Below are 15,977 nucleotides of genomic sequence, written 5' to 3' on the forward strand. Positions count from 1 at the left end.
CAAAAAAAGCTGTCTCAAGAGTTTCGAGGCATAGCCTAGCTTTTGAGACAGCTCCGTCATTCCTTTAATTATGCTTCAGTATCTGCGTCAGCTGCTTCTTGTTTTTCAACAGATTGGCTGCCAGAGCCTTCCACAACGTTTACGATTTCTTCAATTGAAGTTGCTTCGTCAGCTGCGTTTGCGAAAGTTTCTTCCACCACTTGGTCTTCACCTTGGTTACCTTCGATAAATGCGTCTGCCATTTTAGCAGTGATCAATTTAACGGCACGGATCGCGTCATCGTTAGATGGAATCACTACGTCGATTTCATCTGGATCACAGTTTGTATCAACCATCGCTACGATCGGAATGTTCAATTTGTGTGCTTCTTGAACAGCGATACGTTCTTTACGTGGGTCTACGATGTAGATCACGTCAGGAATACGAGGCATATCAGCGATACCGCCTAAGAATTTTTCTAAGCGTTCACGTTCTTTGTTTAAGCCAACAACTTCTTTTTTAGGTAATACTTCAAAAGTGCCGTCTGCTTCCATAGCGTTGATGCGTTTCAAGCGGCTGATACGTTTTTGGATAGTATCCCAGTTTGTCAACGTACCACCTAACCAACGATGGTTAACGTAGAATTGACCAGCGCGAGTTGCTTCTTCTTTAATTGCTTCTTGAGCTTGTTTTTTTGTTCCTACGAACAAAGCAACGCCGCCTTCTTCAGCAACATTTTTCATGTAGTCGTAAGCTGCATCTACTAATTTGACTGTTTTTTGCAAGTCGATGATGTAGATTCCGTTACGTTCTGTGAAGATATATTTCTTCATTTTTGGGTTCCAGCGACGAGTTTGGTGACCAAAGTGTACGCCGGCTTCTAGCAATTGTTTCATTGAGATTACTGCCATGTTTTGTTTCCTCCAGTTTGGTTTTTTTCCTCTCCTGTCTTCTACTGTATGAAGAACTCCTAGGAGCACCTCTTCACGCATCAGACAAGATGTGGTATTTGGTGATATTTTCACACCTTTGCTAGTATAGCGGAAAAGGGCTATTTTCGCAAGTATCCGACACAAAAAAATTCTCTCAAAAGAAAAATTGCGGTACACTGTTTTTAACGGAAGGAGGGGTTCCATGAATCGTTTAGGCATCATGAGCGATCTGCATATTGATTTGAACGCTATCACAGAGGGCGAACGTTTTTTGTTGGCGCGTTTTTTACGCAGCCAAGATTTGACGCATCTCCACCTAGCTGGTGACATTAGTAATGACGCCAAGCGGATTGGTCTGTCCTTCATCCATGAGTTGCAACGACTGACTAAGCTGCCTGTTACCTTCAACTGGGGCAATCATGACTATTTAAGATTGACGGAAAAGGAGCGCATTGCTTTTCCAGACCCAGGGTTTCTCAATCTGCGACCCTACTCACTATCCGCGCAAACAGCGCTTTTAGCTTTTAATGGCTGGTACGACTATTCCTTCGCACCGGACCAGACTGTAGATTTTGCGACGATGAAACGAGTTTATTGGTTTGATGGCCGTTACCAACGCCCTGAAACAGACCCTTTGATTACAGATATGATTTTGCAGAAGTTAACGACCCAGTTGGAGCAAACGGATAAACAAGTGATTTTGGCGTTGCATTTTGTGCCCCATCATGCGTTTGTCAATTATAGCCGGGCCTACAATGGGCGTTGGGATTTGTTGACCGCTTATCTAGGCAGCCAACGTTTTGCCGAGCTTTTCCAACAATATCAAGACCGAATTCAGGCTGTCGTTTTTGGACATAGTCATCTACGCTATGGCTACCAAGAAGTTGCTGGCATCAATTATGCCAGCCATCCTTTTGGTTATATCAAAGAATGGCGGCTCACAAATGACTTTGCTGAGCTGAAGGGCTTAAACGATTGGAATGACCCGTTAAATATTCCCCACCGATTTCAAAAAATGCGCCACTTGACTGACTTCACGGCTTTTCGTCGTGCACATATGCTGCAGGAGTTCCAGCAAGCACTGACCATTATCCCTTATCACTAAAAAAACCACTTTGCTAGCTTATAGAAGCTTTACAAAGTGGTTTTTGGTTATTTACATATGACTAAAGCTCAGGCCGGGAACAGCGTTCAGCGACCAGTCTGCTGGGGCTTGCTTTTGCCATTCAATATAAGCGGCTGCGCCAATCATGGCAGCATTGTCACCGCATAAGCATAGCGGTGGAATAATCAGTTTCATTTCTGGAAAAGCCTCGGCCAAAGCGGTGGTCAAACTTTCCCGCAAGCCTTGATTGGCTGCCACACCGCCAGCCACAATAAGTTGTTTCACTGGATATTGTTGACAAGCCCGCAAGGTTTTAGCCACCAAGACTTCTACCACACTAGCTTGAAAACTAGCTGCCAAGTCTTCCTTAATTAAGACTTCGCCACGTTGCTCTGCATTATGAACCGTATTGATTACGGCACTCTTCAATCCGCTAAAGCTGAAGTCGAGATTATCTTCCTTAAGCATCGCCCGTGGAAATCCATAGCTATCTTGACCCTCATGGGCTAGGCGGTCGATTTCTTTGCCGCTAGGGTAAGGTAATCCTAGAATTCGACCGATTTTGTCATAGGCCTCACCAGCAGCATCGTCCCGCGTTTCTCCCACAATCTCATAGGAGCCATCTTCGGCCATATAAACTAATTCGGTATGCCCCCCGCTGACTAATAGGGCCATCAAAGGAAATTCTAAAGGTGCAACAAAACGGGCAGCATAAATATGACCAGCCATGTGGTTAACTGGAATCAAGGGCAACCCATGGGCCCAAGCAAAACTTTTAGCAGCCGTGATGCCAATCAACAAGGAACCTACCAAACCAGGACCAAAGGTGACAGCTACTGCCGTCAAGTCAGCTGCGCTTACTTTTGCTTCCGCTAAAGCTTCATCTAAGCATATGGTGATTTGTTCTACATGATGACGGCTAGCCACTTCTGGCACCACACCGCCAAAGCGTTGGTGACTTTTGATTTGCGAAGCGACAATATTGCTTAAGATTTCATGACCATTGCGGACGACTGCCACGCTGGTCTCATCACAACTACTTTCAACTGCTAAAATGAGTGTATCCATCTAAATTTCTCCTCGTTTCAGTTTAAAAATCAAGGCATCCTCCAAAGGACGCTGATAATAATTACGCCGTTGGGCAATTTCAACAAAGCCATTTTTTTGGTACAGACGTTGAGCCGCTAGGTTGGATTTTCTAACTTCCAGAAAAACTTCCTTCACTGTAACGGCGGTCTCGTCAAAAAATTGTTCCAATAAAGCTTGCCCTACGCCTAATTTTTGATGTGTTGGTAAAACAGCCACATTGGTGATCTCTGCCTCATCTAAGACTAGTTGATAACTCAAAAAACCAACTATTTTTGAATCTCGTGTCACGAAAAGGTAGTGAGCAGTTGGCGTCTGTAAATCTGCCAAAAATTGCCTTTCATGCCACGGTGCGCCTTCCGGGTAGGCCTGCTCACTAATTTCAAAAAGCAGCTTTGCCAGCTGCTGCTCATTTTTTTTCATATCATCACACTTCTTTTAATTGGAGTTGCATATCTAACGCATCTTCATTGGTCTCTGTATAATACCCGCGTTTAATAGCTTTTGAGACAAAGCCCAACTTCCGGTAGAGCCGTTGCGCTTGGTTATTATTAATGCGAACTTCTAAGGACATGGTGTCACAGCCGCATATTATAGCAAATTTTTTGGCTTCTTCCAATAGGTAAGTGCCGACACCTTGACCTTGCTGGTTAGGGCTGACGGCAACGTTGGTGATATGACAATCTTTTTCGCGAACGCGACACCCGATAAAGCCCCAGACTTGCTTAGGGGATTCAATCAGCAAATAGCGGTGCAAAAGTGGGGAATTCAGTTCACTCAAAAAGGCGGATTTTGTCCAAGGTAATTGGCCAAAATAGACTTCACGCTCAATTCCCAGTAGCGCTTTAATATCATTCTCTTCAATCGCACGAATCACCAATTCCTGCTCGCCAATCTTGATGGTTTTAGCTTTGAAAGGCGGCGAATCCGCTGGGACGAAGCCGATGGCCGCCAGTACCTGCTTAAATTTTTTCCACATAGTTTGTCGTATCCTCGTGGTGAGTTGCCAACCATTTTTCTTCCGCCTCTACTCGTTTCAGATAATTGGGTAAGAAAGAGGCGATGTCCGTTGGTTCAGCAAAGCTGCCCAATTCAGCTAGCATAAAACCGTTAGGCAAATCTTGCAGCGGCTCTGCACTGAAACGTGCTTTTGGTAATACTTCTTTAATGATTGGCGCAAAAGTTTGCGCAGCGGTACCTAAAAACAGCGGTTCTGACGTAACCGCAGCAATTTGCTGCAGCCACTCAGTTAAAGGAACGTGCTGGTCTGGTAACAAGTTGGTTACCCCTGTTGCAGTAGGCTGATACAAGCCACTATACACATTTTGCCGACGAGCATCAAACAAAGGCACGATGTACTCCGCCCCCTGACCGTTCATAGCTAAAGTGGCCAAGCTGGAGATTCCCACAAGTTCTTTTTTCAAGGTATCGGCTAACGTTTTGCCCGTAGTCACCCCAATACGTAGACCGGTATAAGAGCCTGGCCCTTGCGCCACTACAAAGCGATCAAAATCTTGTGGTACTAGTCCCAGATTCTTCACTAAAAAATCGATAGCCGGCATCAACGTCACACTATGATTTTTATTTTTGGCTGTTTGGTATTGGCCTAACAATTGATGATCTTCCCAAACTGCTAAGGCCAATGGTTCATTTGATGTATCGATAGCTAAAATATGCATATTGATTTCTCCCTCTATGATGTCGACGTTATTGTAGCACATTTTAGAATGCGGTTAAACTTTTGGAAATTTTCTGTAAAACTTTTGCTTAAGCCTGGCTGATTTATTTGAAACACCGTCTTATTTCCGCTATACTGTATTAATGTTTAAATCAGACTATTGAAGGGATGTCTACCATGTATCAATTTAAAATCGGTATCGACCCCAAAACGCATGATGCATTTGTAGCAAATCATCCATTATGCTCCTTGTTGCAATCATCTGCTTGGGTAAAAATTAAAGACAACTGGGGCTCCGAATTAGTGGGGGTCTATGAAAATGACCAGCTAGTCGCTTCAGCACTAGTTTTAATCAAACGATTGCCCTTAGGCTTTACCATGTTGTATACCCCACGGGGACCTATCATGGACTATCAAAATACCGAGCTCGTACAATTTTTTCTAACAAACTTAAAAAAATATGGTAAAAAACAACGTGGGCTCTTTTTAAAAATGGATCCCGGTGTTCATTACCATGATTTTCATGTCGGTGAAGAACCGCTGCTTAACCCAGAGGCTCCCGCGGTCTTAGAAGCATTAGCGCAAGCTGGTGCTAAACATCAAGGCTTTACCATGGCAATGGACGCTACTATTCAGCCGCGTTTTCAAGCTAATATTTATCAAGCCGATTTTAGTGAAGAGCAGCTAAGCAAGAAAACGCGTAAATGGTTGAATACTGCCCGTAAAAAAGGCGTGTATACCGAATTTGTCGGCGTCGAATCGGTGAATGACTTTGCTAAAATTATGGCTGCGACTACGGAACGGAAGCATATTTCCTTGAGAAATGCCGATTACTTCCAAAAACTACTAACGACGTATCCTGATAATTCCTTTATCACATTAGCTCGTTTGGACCAACAAAAACTTTATGACGAGACGAAAGCTCGTTTTGATAAAGCAACCGCAGATTTAGCCGCTTGTCCACCCAATGCCGCCAAAAAGCGCCATAACTTAGAGGAACTGTTAGCCTCTTTGACTCGTGAAGTGACTGAACTAGAAGAGCGGATTGCCACTGACGGACCAATCGCAACCGTCGCCGGTGCCTTGACTCTAACTTTCGGCTCTACCAGTGAGATTTTGTACGCTGGCATGGATGATCGTTTCAAACGCTATATGCCCGCTTACTTGACTTGGTTCGATACAATTCAAGCTTGCTTTGACCGCGGCTGCACTAGCTGTAATATGGGCGGCTTGGACGGCAGCTTAAACGATGGCTTGATCCAGTTTAAACAAAATTTCAATCCTACTATTAATGAACTGATTGGCGAGTTTGACTTGCCCGTCAACAAAGTTCTTTTCTCTTTAAGTGAGACCGCCTATAAGCTGCGCAAAGCAAAACACTAGCAGTTGAACGCCTTGCTTAAACGGCTAAATTGGACAAAGCGAAAAGCGTCACAGTCACCCTGTTAGTAGGGAAAACTGTGACGCTTTTTGGATTGTCTATCCGCGAACTTTATCTACCAAACCACGTAACGTTTGATAAATTTGATATTTTAAAGGTTGCACGATCAAATCGAAAGTTCCAATCATCTCTTCGGTATACCCGCTAAAAGACTGCTTGAACTTCAAGACTCCATCGTGCCCGTCAAACTCACCACTAACCCCGTAAAAATTATATTTAGGGATTCCCGCAGCTACCGCCGTCCGCATAATATCATCTTGCAGTAAATAAGGCGCATAAAATTTCTTGTACTGGTCATATGAACCACTAAATAGGTAGACTACTTCTTGTGGTTGTAAAATAAACAGTGAACCAGCCAAAACGACCGGACCAGGGCCAGTGCGTAATTCTTTAGCTTCTGCAATTCGTTTCACGAAGGTTTGCCGTTCGTCTTCAAATTCACGTTTTTGATTACGACGTTTACGGCTATTAGGATTTTTGGCTAAATCAGCATCAATATCGGCCAAACGTTCTGCCAGCGCCTGCTTTTTTGTTTCCAAATTAGCAATATAAGTATCAAAATCGATCTCTGCCACCATAAACCGCGCTTGGTCGCCAAACTCTTGGAATAATGATTGATAGTAGGCCAAATCTTTATCTTGAAAGGCGCGGCGTTCACTAGTGTGTTCCGTGATTTCTTTAAATAAAGGTAATTCTTCATAGGTCAACTGCCGTAAAGTGATACCAAATTCTTTGGTTTTCTTAATGGAGTACTGGGCAGATTTGCTGTAAGAAGCCCACAATGCTTGCTCATCCATACCAGCCAAGTCTTTGACAAACATCCAGCGTGGTGTTTCATTATGATTGCCCACCGTAAAGCCGTGATGCTTGAAGCCTAATTGTTGCAGCTGCTGAAAAGCTTTCGTTTCAGCAGGGGCAATAGGCGTTCCCATATCATCGCGCTTTTGGTAAACAAAATTCGGTACAATCGTTAAATAAAGACCGCCCTGCTGTTTCACATAGCTTTTGACTGCCTGAAAGAACTCCGCTAAAAGGGTCGCATCATGGAAGTCTAAGAGCGGACCGCCATTGATTTCGTAATAGCGGCCAAAGCGAATCTTAGTACTACTCAATAAAGCCGCCGCCAAAATCGCGCCGTCCTTTTTTAGTGCAACATACTCACTTTGCCAACCGCGATCTTGTCTTAAATGTCCCATCGCTGTTGTTTGTAAAAAGTTTCCCAGCGCCTGTTCCCGGGAAAATGTTTGAAATTCTGCTTCAGAAATTTTACCAAATTCGGCCATTCTGATTATCTCTCCTGTCGTAATTGCTTTTGTGCGTGCACTACATAATGTTCGGCATTTGCCCGATTTTTAGCGATTTCAGCTGCAGTTAGCGGTCGAATCACTCTGGCTGGTCGGCCGAACGCCAGCATACCGGCTGGAATCACTTGGCCTTCTGTGACTAAAGAACCCGCCCCCACCATAGCATTTTCTTCCACGACGGCGTGATTCATAACTAAACTCCCCATGCCAATCAAGGCACCATTCTCAATCCGACAACCATGTAGTAAGCACAAATGCCCCACTGTTACATAGTCGCCAATCTTGACTGGCGCGTCCTCATCCACGTGGATAACGGTACCATCTTGAATATTCGTAGCAGTGCCAATCGTAATAGGGGCATTATCGCCACGCAGAACACTCTGATACCAAATATTGACATCCGTACCTAGCGTCACGTCACCAATCAAATCAACATTTTCTGCTTGCCAATAACTCATTTTCGTCACGCTCCTCAACTGTTTCATTATAGTATAACTGACTGCAAAAAGCATGACGACAAAATTTTTTTAAAAAGTTTTAGCATTTATAAGCAAAAAAGGCTGTGAAAGAAGTGTCTATCCGGATAGAAAAAGACTGGGACATAACTTTTTGCGGTATGCCCCAGTCTCTCAATTCTAAGCGTCATAATCGCCTTCTTCAGCGAACTGACTATTATATAGTTTTTCATAAAAACCGCCTTGAGCTAATAAGCTTTCGTGCGTCCCTTGTTCAATGATTTGCCCTTGATTCATAACTAAAATCAAATCTGCGTCGCGAATCGTAGAGAGCCGGTGCGCAATCACGAAGCTGGTACGGCCTTGCATGACCCGTTCCATCGCTTTTTGGATCAAGCCTTCCAAACGAGTATCCACCGAACTAGTCGCTTCGTCTAAAATCAAGATTTTAGGATCAGAAACAATGGCCCGCGCAATCGTTAATAACTGCTTTTGCCCTAGGGAAACATTGTCGCCTTCAGCATTGATTGCCATTTCATAGCCATCGGGCATCGTCCGGATAAAGTGATCGACATTGGCCGTTTTAGCAGCGTCGACGACTTCGTAATCTGTGGCCTCAAGATTCCCAAAACGAATATTTTCCATGATGGTTCCTTGATAAAGCCACGCATCTTGCAAGACCATCCCAAATTGGGAACGAACATCACTACGCTTCATTTGTTTCGTATCAATGCCGTCGATTTTGATTGCTCCTTCATTGACATCATAGAAACGCATCAAGAGGTTAATTAACGTCGTCTTACCAGCGCCAGTTGGTCCAACAATTGCCACTGTTTGACCGGCTTTAACACTAAAGTTCAAATCCTGAATCAATGGTTTTTTAGGATCATAGCTGAAAGAGACATGCTGGAAAGTCACATTGCCTTCGACCTTTTCTGGCAGCGGAATATCTGTCTCATTTAAAATTTCTTCCGGTTCATCGAGAATCTCAAACACGCGCTTCGTCGCCGCTGAGGCACTTTGTAAGACCGAGGATAGCTGCGTGATTTGTCCCATTGGCTGGCTGACTTGCCAAATGTATTGAATAAAGGCTTGTAATTGCCCTACTACAATCACCGAGTGAATCACGTAATAGCTTCCTAGAACAGCCATGCCGATATAGGTACTGTAGGCAGTCAGCTGAACTAACGGCATCATCAAGCCCGAAATAAAGGCTGCTTTGAAACCAAAGCTCTGCAAGTGGTGGTTGACTTGTTTAAAGCCTTGCAAGGTTTCTTGCTCGCGACCATATAGCTTCAACACGCTAAAGCCAGTCATATTTTCTTGTACAAAGCCATTCAAATCACCTAAAGCATTTTGTTGCCCTTGAAAATATTTTTGCGAGATATGGACGATTGTTCGACTAATGATCAAAGAAGCTGGGATCATAATCAAGGATAACAAGGCCATCATACTATTAATATAAAACATCATCGCCACCGCCATCACGATTCCCAATAGAGCCGTTACGATTGCAATGAAGCTTTGCTGCATGGCATTACTTACCGCATCCACGTCGTTGGTAACTCGGGATAAAATATTGCCTTGCTGGTTGCGGTCAAAGTAAGAGACCGGCAGACGATTGATTTTTTCATCAATATCCCGACGCAAATCGCGCATAGCATTTTGGACCACCTTGGTAACTAGTAACCCTGAAGCTAGTTGGGCCACACAATAACCAACCCCCACGATTAAAATCCAAATCAAACATTGGAAAACATAATCAAAATTGATTGCTTGACCCTCGGCGATATTTTTGGCAATTTCCGTTGTTGGCAACCCAGAAACATAAGGCATAGCGGCATTAAAACCGACTGTTAACACGGTAAAAATAATCACGAGGATAAAGGTTCCTCGGTAAGGCTGGATATAATGTCCTAGCCGTTTAATGGAAGCAAAAGCGTTTTTCATGCTAATTCCTCCTTCGATAATTGTGAAGCCGCGATATCATAATAAATCGGGCAAGTAGCTAGTAATTCGCGGTGTGTGCCAATTCCAACGACATTGCCTTCATTCAGAACGACAATCCGGTCAGCATGCATAATCGTACCAACCCGCTGTGCCACGATCATTACCGTTGACTCCCGGGTTTCCTTCTTTAAACGAGCCCGTAATTTCGCGTCCGTTTGATAATCCAATGCTGAAAAACTATCATCAAAAATGTACAAGGCCGGTTTGCGAATGACAGCCCGGGCAATAGCCAAGCGTTGTTTTTGGCCACCAGAAAAATTGGTACCCCCTTCTGACAAGAGCTCATCTAATTGATCAGGTTTTTGTTTCACAAATTCTGAGGCCTGGGCAATATCTAGCGCTTCCCACATCTCGGCCTCTGTCGCGTCTTTCTTGCCGTATAGCAGATTGTCGCGAATCGTTCCCGTAAAGAGCAAAGCTTTTTGCGGAATATAGCCGATTTTTTCTCGTAGTGCCTTCAATTCATAATCCCGCACATCTACACCATCAAGCAAAATGGCTCCTTGTGATACATCATAAAAACGCGGAATCAATTGAATCAACGTGGACTTACCGCTACCAGTACTTCCGATAAAGGCAATCGTTTCACCTGGTTTGGCAGCAAAACTGACATCACGAATCACCGGCGTTTCGGCATGTCCCGGATAAGCAAAGGTCACATCTTTGAATTCCAGTACTCCCCGTGTTGCGGTTTCTGTAACACCGGCTTGCTCTACGATTTCTGGTTGCATATCAAAAATTTCTTGGATACGGCGGGCTGATACTGCCGCCCGTGGATACATCATAAAGACACTAGCAAACATCATAAAGGAAAAGAGTGCGTGGAAAATGTATTCAATAAAGGCAATCAAATCCCCTACCAGTAAGTCGCCAGCACTGATTTGAACCGTACCACTCCAGATAATCAGCACCATGACGATATTGAATAAGAAGAAAAAGCCAGGTTGCGCTGCGGCCATCAACCGAAATAAACTTTTAGAACTGCTGGCATATTCTTCATTAACGTTTTTAAAGCGTCGTTCTTCAAATTTTTCATTAACGAAAGCTCGAATAACACGTAACCCTGAAAGGTTTTCCCGCAAAATCAAGTTGATACCATCAAGGTTTTTCTGTTGTTTCGTTGACAATGGATCTGAAATTTTGGCAATCACTACAACACTTAATAGTAACACCGGCAAGGCCCCTAACACATAGAGGGATAATGACGGACTGGTCCGAAAGACCATGTATAAGCTAACAATAAACATCATAGGCGTCATGAAGCCTAACCGTAAAATTTGTCCCATAAATAACATGATTTGGAACGCATCGTTAGTTGTCCGGGTAATCAAAGAAGAAACCCCAACCTGTTCATAATTTTGATGGGTGAAGGTTTGGACCTTAGCAAACATATCATCGCGAATATCCCGAACGATATTCGTAGTGATACGTGCCCCAAAATAACCCAACAAAATATTCATGGTAATTCCGACAGCCGTAATCACGATCATCCAAATTCCCATCATTTTGACATATTCAAAGTCTTGATTGACGATACCCACGTCAATCATGCGTGCCAGTAAAGTCGGCAGACCCAGTTCAATTAAAATGAACCCAAACACACATAAAAAGTCAAAAAGTAGCAGCTTTTTATAGCGCATTGTATACTGCAGCATTAATTTCATTTAAACGCCCCCTTATTTTTTCGTCACTTTTCACTATATCATAGCCAAAAATGAAGGAAAACCTTTTTTCCTTTTTACTTGAAAAAGCCCTCAGCCGTTTTCTATACTTCTTTCAGAAACTATGCTAAAATGAACATACTTGTTGTTATACACAACACACGGACGGATGAAGGCTCGATAATCACATGACCAAGGGGCAGCAGGCTCCTTATTCATCAATAACTAGCCGTTTTTGATGAAACGGGTGAAGATTTCACCCTGTTTTGTTGTGTTTAAAAACGATTCAAGAAAACTTGGTTTTCTAAAAATCTACATTGAATTGAAGGAGAAATGAACATGATCTACAAAGTCTATTATCAAGAAACAAAAGTGCGCAATCCTAAGCGCGAGGAAACACAATCACTTTATATTGATGCTGAAAGCGAAGTTGCCGCTCGACACTTAGTCGAAACCAACACCCCATACAATATCGAGTTTATTCAATTATTAGAAGGCAACCATCTTGCGTATGAACAAGAAAATGCCGACTATAAATTGACGGAGTATTAAGATGAAACTTTCCATACGCAATAATGAAACAGCTGTTTTTGCGATTGGCGGACTCGGTGAGATCGGAAAAAATACGTATGGGGTACAATTCCAAGATGAGATCATCGTAGTCGATGCTGGAATCAAATTTCCGGAAGACGATTTATTAGGGATCGATTATGTCATCCCAGATTACAGTTACTTGGTCCAAAATGCGCAAAAGGTCAAAGCCTTAGTCATCACCCACGGTCACGAAGACCATATTGGTGGTGTGCCTTACCTCTTGCGTCAATTAAATGTGCCAATTTATGCCGGTCCTTTAGCCATGGCTTTGATTCGAAATAAACTGGATGAGCATGGTTTACTACGGGATGCAGAATTGCATGAAATCAATGAAGATTCGGTGATTCGTTTCCGAAAAACTTCCGTAAGCTTTTTCCGCACGACCCACAGTATTCCTAATCCTTTAGGAATCGTCGTCAAAACACCACCAGGCAACATCGTTTGTACGGGGGACTTTAAATTTGACTTCACACCAGTAGGAGAACCGGCGGACTTACACAAAATGGCCCGTATCGGTGAAGAAGGCGTCTTATGCCTCTTATCTGATAGTACCAATGCTGAAATCCCCACTTTTACTAAGTCTGAAAAAGTGATTGGTCGCTCAATTTCAAAAATCTTTGAAAAAATTGAAGGTCGCATCATCTTTGCTAGTTTTGCTTCAAATATTTATCGTTTACAACAAGCCGCCGATGCCGCGGTTCAAACTGGACGTAAAATTGCTGTTTTCGGTCGTAGCATGGAAAACGCCATTGTAAATGGTCAAGAATTAGGCTACATCAATGTACCTAAGGGAACCTTTGTGGACGCTCATGAGTTGAATCAGCTCCCGGCTAATGAAGTCATGATTCTTTGTACCGGTTCTCAAGGTGAACCGATGGCTGCTTTAAGTCGGATTGCTAACGGAACCCACCGACAAATCTCGATTCAACCCGGCGATACCGTGGTCTTCTCTAGCTCACCAATTCCCGGAAACACTACGAGTGTCAATCATTTGATTAATTTGCTATCTGAAGCTGGCGCTGAAGTGATTCATGGTAAAATCAACAACGTCCATACTTCTGGTCACGGTGGCCAAGAAGAGCAAAAATTGATGTTGCGCTTGATGAAACCAAAATTCTTTATGCCGGTCCATGGTGAATTTCGGATGCAAAAAATCCATGCTACCTTGGCACAAGATATTGGTATTCCAGCTGAAAACTGTTTTATTATGGAAAACGGTGATGTCTTAGCCTTAACTGCAGATAGTGCGCGCCGGGCAGGGCATTTCAATGCCGGCGATGTTTATGTGGATGGTAGTGGGATTGGCGATATCGGCAACGTGGTCTTACGTGATCGTCGAATTCTTTCTGAAGAAGGTTTGGTGCTAGCGGTGGCTACCGTTAACTTGGAAACCAAAGAAGTCTTGGCGGGTCCAGACATCTTATCCCGTGGTTTTATTTACATGCGTGAATCAGGTGAAATGATTTATGAAGCACAAAAGATCCTTTTCAATGCTTTGCGTGATGCTTTGAAGCAAGAAAATTGTACGGAAGCCAAGTTACGCGATGCCATGACAGGCGCTTTACAACCATTCTTATTTGAACAAACTGAACGTCATCCAATGATTTTACCTATGTTGATGACACCGGATAATATGTAGAAAAAAAGACTGGAACCTAACTCAAAAAGTTAGGTTCCAGTCTTTTCATATCCAAATAAACGGGGGAAGCAGGAGCAATAGCTATACGCATACAGTTACTGCTAAGCTTTGCTAAGCAGAACTAGCCTCCTTCAATCACAACGATTGCCTCAGGTAGAGTTGAGGATGAAAAGTACCTACCTGGTCTCGCAATTAGCCCCTGTCCTAACTTTCTAGTTATGCCATTCAACAATCTCGCAGTATTCAATCGGTCCTTTGCGACCAGTCATGGTTCGAATGACAATGCCATGGGTTACCACGATCACCTGCTCGTATTGTTGATAACGAGCCAACGTATCCTCTACCCGTGCCACTATTTCTTGACGGGTTTCATAAGTCATAAAAAAATCTGCCGGAACCTGTTCAGGCGTTAATGAGTATTGCTCAAAGGCGGCTACAGCCTCTGCTCCAGAGGTCAACTGTCTTCCCGTCTTATCTGGACGCCATTCATGTAAGCCCAGTTCAACCACTAGCTGACGTCCTTCCGCAAAATAATGTGCTGTTTCTAATGCCCGTGTATAGGGTGAGCTTAAGACTAACGTTGCCTTTGCTAAGCGGGCATCCTGTGCTTTTTTCTGAGCATCTTTTCTACCAGCGGCTGTTAAGCCACTTAAATCACGACCATAGCCTACATAGCCTGCTTGGTTGACCGGCTCAAAATCTGGCTCGCCATGACGAACGAAATAAACATTCATTTTTTCCCTTCTTTCTAGTACACTATCCTAAAGGAGTGGTTACAATGAAACAACAATTGATTGATGAGGTTATTGCAGAGGTTTTAAAGCGTAAAGGAACCAAAGTAAAATTAAAAACGAAGAAGACAAAGATCAAAGGTAAGTTTGCCAATCGTAAAACAGCTAAGCAATTTGAGGCTTCTTTAAAAGACTTATTAACCCAAGAACTATCAGCGGAGTATGACCGGTTGATAAAAAAAGAGCGTCTCAGCTAAAGCTGAGGCGCTACTTTATTTCTTATTGTTTTTCAACGTTAGTTGCTTGAGGTCCGCGGTCTGAATCTTCTACGTCAAAAGTTACTGCTTGACCTTCTTCTAAAGTCTTGAAGCCGTCACCATTGATTGCAGAGAAATGTACGAATACATCGCTACCATCTTCACGTTGGATAAAGCCAAAACCTTTTTCTGCGTTAAACCATTTTACTGTTCCGTTTTCCATCTTTCTTCCTCCTCATGCGTCTTGCGCATTTTCTGTTCGTAATTGTTGCTGAGTGAATAAAAAAAGATGACGATGTTCCGAAAACAGCGGTTCTGGATCTTTTCTTATGAAGCCCTAACAAAATTACACATATATTGTACTCTACCCCCAAGATGATTGCAAGAAATCCCCCCTAGATCACCCCTTCTTCTCGCAAGCTAACATAACTATCAAAGCCAGTAATAACATGGTCCAATACTTGGATTCCCATTAATTCACCACATTTTACCAAACGTTTGGTAAATTCGACATCATGCTCAGAGGGATGCGGATTACCGGAGGGATGATTGTGGACAACAATTAGTCTAGCTGCCGATAATTTAACGGCTAATTTGAAAATCTCGCGCGGATGCGCAACACTTTGGTTTAATGACCCAATGAATAATTCCGCTCGTTTAATAACTTCATTTTTAGTATTCAGATATAGAACTAGCAGATGTTCCTGTTCATGATCCTTCAGCTCGGCAATCAATTGCTGGGCTAATTCAAAACTCGAAGTAATCCGACCATTTTTAACCACACCAGCAGTATACAAGCGGCGGCCCAATTCAATCGCAGCCATTATCTCGATAGCTTTAATCTGGCCAATCCCCACAACCTCCTGGATTTCTTCCAAGGTGGCTTTTTTTAATTGATACAGATTTTCAAAGTGGCAAAGACAGTCGCGCGCCAGCTCTAATACATTTCGCTCCTTTGTTCCTGTTCGTAACAAAATCGCCAATAGCTCCTGATCCGACAGTGCTCTCTCGCCAAACACGACTAAACGTTCCCGTGGTAGCGAGCTAGCTGGTACTTCTTTCACAAAAGACCCATTCATCGCAAATCTACTCCTTTCACCAAGTA

17 protein-coding genes are annotated in these 15,977 nt (G+C 43.3%); 5 read left to right on the top strand and 12 right to left on the bottom strand.

Features of this window, described 5'->3' with window-relative positions:
* Nucleotides 1-68: 68 nt before the first annotated feature.
* Nucleotides 69-890, bottom strand: a complete 822-nt coding sequence (gene rpsB, locus ECA01S_RS05320; protein WP_067392269.1) for a 30S ribosomal protein S2 — start codon at nt 888-890, stop codon at nt 69-71.
* A 223-nt stretch (nt 891-1,113) separates the two neighbouring features.
* On the opposite strand from rpsB, the gene ECA01S_RS05325 reads away from it, so the two are divergent.
* Complete coding sequence (locus ECA01S_RS05325) at nt 1,114-2,016, top strand: metallophosphoesterase (protein WP_067392272.1); 903 nt, start codon at nt 1,114-1,116, stop codon at nt 2,014-2,016.
* A gap of 51 nt (nt 2,017-2,067) precedes the next feature.
* Here the strand turns inward: ECA01S_RS05325 and tsaD are convergent, their stop codons facing one another.
* From tsaD to tsaB, 4 genes are read right to left on the bottom strand one after another with little or no spacing between them, the layout of a single operon-like run.
* Complete coding sequence (gene tsaD / locus ECA01S_RS05330) at nt 2,068-3,084, bottom strand: tRNA (adenosine(37)-N6)-threonylcarbamoyltransferase complex transferase subunit TsaD (protein WP_067392274.1); 1,017 nt, start codon at nt 3,082-3,084, stop codon at nt 2,068-2,070.
* Nucleotides 3,085-3,525: a ribosomal protein S18-alanine N-acetyltransferase gene (rimI, locus tag ECA01S_RS05335; protein ID WP_067392275.1), complete on the bottom strand. Its 441-nt coding sequence runs from the start codon at nt 3,523-3,525 to the stop codon at nt 3,085-3,087.
* 4 nt (nt 3,526-3,529) lie between these two features.
* A complete protein-coding gene (gene rimI / locus ECA01S_RS05340; protein ID WP_067392277.1) occupies nt 3,530-4,081 on the bottom strand; it encodes a ribosomal protein S18-alanine N-acetyltransferase in 552 nt (183 codons plus the stop codon).
* Nucleotides 4,065-4,781, bottom strand: a complete 717-nt coding sequence (gene tsaB, locus ECA01S_RS05345; protein WP_067392280.1) for a tRNA (adenosine(37)-N6)-threonylcarbamoyltransferase complex dimerization subunit type 1 TsaB — start codon at nt 4,779-4,781, stop codon at nt 4,065-4,067. The genes rimI (ECA01S_RS05340) and tsaB overlap by 17 nt, the downstream gene beginning before the upstream one ends.
* A 176-nt stretch (nt 4,782-4,957) precedes the next feature.
* Between tsaB and ECA01S_RS05350 the strand changes: the two genes are divergently transcribed.
* Nucleotides 4,958-6,163, top strand: a complete 1,206-nt coding sequence (locus ECA01S_RS05350) for an aminoacyltransferase (RefSeq protein ID WP_067392283.1) — start codon at nt 4,958-4,960, stop codon at nt 6,161-6,163.
* A gap of 96 nt (nt 6,164-6,259) precedes the next feature.
* On the opposite strand, the gene ECA01S_RS05355 is transcribed toward ECA01S_RS05350, so the two are convergent.
* The 4 genes from ECA01S_RS05355 to ECA01S_RS05370 all read right to left on the bottom strand — a co-directional run bounded on the left by ECA01S_RS05355 (nt 6,260) and on the right by ECA01S_RS05370 (nt 11,654).
* The gene (locus ECA01S_RS05355) at nt 6,260-7,504 is read right to left on the bottom strand and encodes an aminoacyltransferase (protein ID WP_067392286.1); all 1,245 of its coding nucleotides are present in this window, start codon (nt 7,502-7,504) and stop codon (nt 6,260-6,262) included.
* 5 nt (nt 7,505-7,509) lie between these two features.
* Nucleotides 7,510-7,983, bottom strand: a complete 474-nt coding sequence (locus tag ECA01S_RS05360; RefSeq protein WP_067392288.1) for a gamma carbonic anhydrase family protein — start codon at nt 7,981-7,983, stop codon at nt 7,510-7,512.
* Nucleotides 7,984-8,160: 177 nt separating this feature from the next.
* Nucleotides 8,161-9,930: an ABC transporter ATP-binding protein gene (locus tag ECA01S_RS05365; RefSeq protein ID WP_067392291.1), complete on the bottom strand. Its 1,770-nt coding sequence runs from the start codon at nt 9,928-9,930 to the stop codon at nt 8,161-8,163.
* Nucleotides 9,927-11,654 (bottom strand): ABC transporter ATP-binding protein, encoded by a 1,728-nt coding sequence (locus ECA01S_RS05370; RefSeq protein ID WP_067392292.1) that lies wholly within the window; start codon nt 11,652-11,654, stop codon nt 9,927-9,929. The genes ECA01S_RS05365 and ECA01S_RS05370 overlap by 4 nt, the downstream gene beginning before the upstream one ends.
* A 336-nt stretch (nt 11,655-11,990) precedes the next feature.
* On the opposite strand from ECA01S_RS05370, the gene ECA01S_RS05375 reads away from it, so the two are divergent.
* Nucleotides 11,991-12,203, top strand: a complete 213-nt coding sequence (locus ECA01S_RS05375) for a DNA-directed RNA polymerase subunit epsilon (RefSeq protein ID WP_067392295.1) — start codon at nt 11,991-11,993, stop codon at nt 12,201-12,203.
* Between the two features lies 1 nt (nt 12,204).
* The gene (gene rnjA / locus ECA01S_RS05380; protein WP_067392298.1) at nt 12,205-13,884 is read left to right on the top strand and encodes a ribonuclease J1; all 1,680 of its coding nucleotides are present in this window, start codon (nt 12,205-12,207) and stop codon (nt 13,882-13,884) included.
* 212 nt (nt 13,885-14,096) lie between these two features.
* On the opposite strand, the gene ECA01S_RS05385 is transcribed toward rnjA, so the two are convergent.
* Complete coding sequence (locus ECA01S_RS05385; protein WP_067392299.1) at nt 14,097-14,618, bottom strand: histidine phosphatase family protein; 522 nt, start codon at nt 14,616-14,618, stop codon at nt 14,097-14,099.
* Nucleotides 14,619-14,662: 44 nt separating this feature from the next.
* Between ECA01S_RS05385 and ECA01S_RS05390 the strand changes: the two genes are divergently transcribed.
* Nucleotides 14,663-14,872: a hypothetical protein gene (locus ECA01S_RS05390; RefSeq protein WP_067392301.1), complete on the top strand. Its 210-nt coding sequence runs from the start codon at nt 14,663-14,665 to the stop codon at nt 14,870-14,872.
* A 22-nt stretch (nt 14,873-14,894) separates the two neighbouring features.
* On the opposite strand, the gene ECA01S_RS05395 is transcribed toward ECA01S_RS05390, so the two are convergent.
* Both ECA01S_RS05395 and radC read right to left on the bottom strand, forming a co-directional pair.
* Complete coding sequence (locus tag ECA01S_RS05395) at nt 14,895-15,095, bottom strand: cold-shock protein (protein ID WP_067392303.1); 201 nt, start codon at nt 15,093-15,095, stop codon at nt 14,895-14,897.
* Between the two features lie 172 nt (nt 15,096-15,267).
* Nucleotides 15,268-15,951, bottom strand: a complete 684-nt coding sequence (radC, locus tag ECA01S_RS05400) for a RadC family protein (protein ID WP_067392306.1) — start codon at nt 15,949-15,951, stop codon at nt 15,268-15,270.
* Between the last annotated feature and the right edge of the window lie 26 nt (nt 15,952-15,977).

The organism is Enterococcus canis NBRC 100695, from assembly GCF_001544375.1.
Taxonomy (GTDB): Bacteria; Bacillota; Bacilli; order Lactobacillales; family Enterococcaceae; genus Enterococcus_H; species Enterococcus_H canis.

Excerpts from the sequence above, each read along its gene's own strand:
- rpsB (WP_067392269.1), bottom strand. The coding sequence starts at position 890 with ATGGCAGTAATCTCAATGAAACAATTGCTAGAAGCCGGCGTACACTTT.
- ECA01S_RS05325 (WP_067392272.1), top strand. The coding sequence starts at position 1,114 with ATGAATCGTTTAGGCATCATGAGCGATCTGCATATTGATTTGAACGCT.
- tsaD (WP_067392274.1), bottom strand. The coding sequence starts at position 3,084 with ATGGATACACTCATTTTAGCAGTTGAAAGTAGTTGTGATGAGACCAGC.
- rimI (WP_067392275.1), bottom strand. The coding sequence starts at position 3,525 with ATGAAAAAAAATGAGCAGCAGCTGGCAAAGCTGCTTTTTGAAATTAGT.
- rimI (WP_067392277.1), bottom strand. The coding sequence starts at position 4,081 with ATGTGGAAAAAATTTAAGCAGGTACTGGCGGCCATCGGCTTCGTCCCA.
- tsaB (WP_067392280.1), bottom strand. The coding sequence starts at position 4,781 with ATGCATATTTTAGCTATCGATACATCAAATGAACCATTGGCCTTAGCA.
- ECA01S_RS05350 (WP_067392283.1), top strand. The coding sequence starts at position 4,958 with ATGTATCAATTTAAAATCGGTATCGACCCCAAAACGCATGATGCATTT.
- ECA01S_RS05355 (WP_067392286.1), bottom strand. The coding sequence starts at position 7,504 with ATGGCCGAATTTGGTAAAATTTCTGAAGCAGAATTTCAAACATTTTCC.
- ECA01S_RS05360 (WP_067392288.1), bottom strand. The coding sequence starts at position 7,983 with ATGAGTTATTGGCAAGCAGAAAATGTTGATTTGATTGGTGACGTGACG.
- ECA01S_RS05365 (WP_067392291.1), bottom strand. The coding sequence starts at position 9,930 with ATGAAAAACGCTTTTGCTTCCATTAAACGGCTAGGACATTATATCCAG.
- ECA01S_RS05370 (WP_067392292.1), bottom strand. The coding sequence starts at position 11,654 with ATGAAATTAATGCTGCAGTATACAATGCGCTATAAAAAGCTGCTACTT.
- ECA01S_RS05375 (WP_067392295.1), top strand. The coding sequence starts at position 11,991 with ATGATCTACAAAGTCTATTATCAAGAAACAAAAGTGCGCAATCCTAAG.
- rnjA (WP_067392298.1), top strand. The coding sequence starts at position 12,205 with ATGAAACTTTCCATACGCAATAATGAAACAGCTGTTTTTGCGATTGGC.
- ECA01S_RS05385 (WP_067392299.1), bottom strand. The coding sequence starts at position 14,618 with ATGAATGTTTATTTCGTTCGTCATGGCGAGCCAGATTTTGAGCCGGTC.
- ECA01S_RS05390 (WP_067392301.1), top strand. The coding sequence starts at position 14,663 with ATGAAACAACAATTGATTGATGAGGTTATTGCAGAGGTTTTAAAGCGT.
- ECA01S_RS05395 (WP_067392303.1), bottom strand. The coding sequence starts at position 15,095 with ATGGAAAACGGAACAGTAAAATGGTTTAACGCAGAAAAAGGTTTTGGC.
- radC (WP_067392306.1), bottom strand. The coding sequence starts at position 15,951 with ATGAATGGGTCTTTTGTGAAAGAAGTACCAGCTAGCTCGCTACCACGG.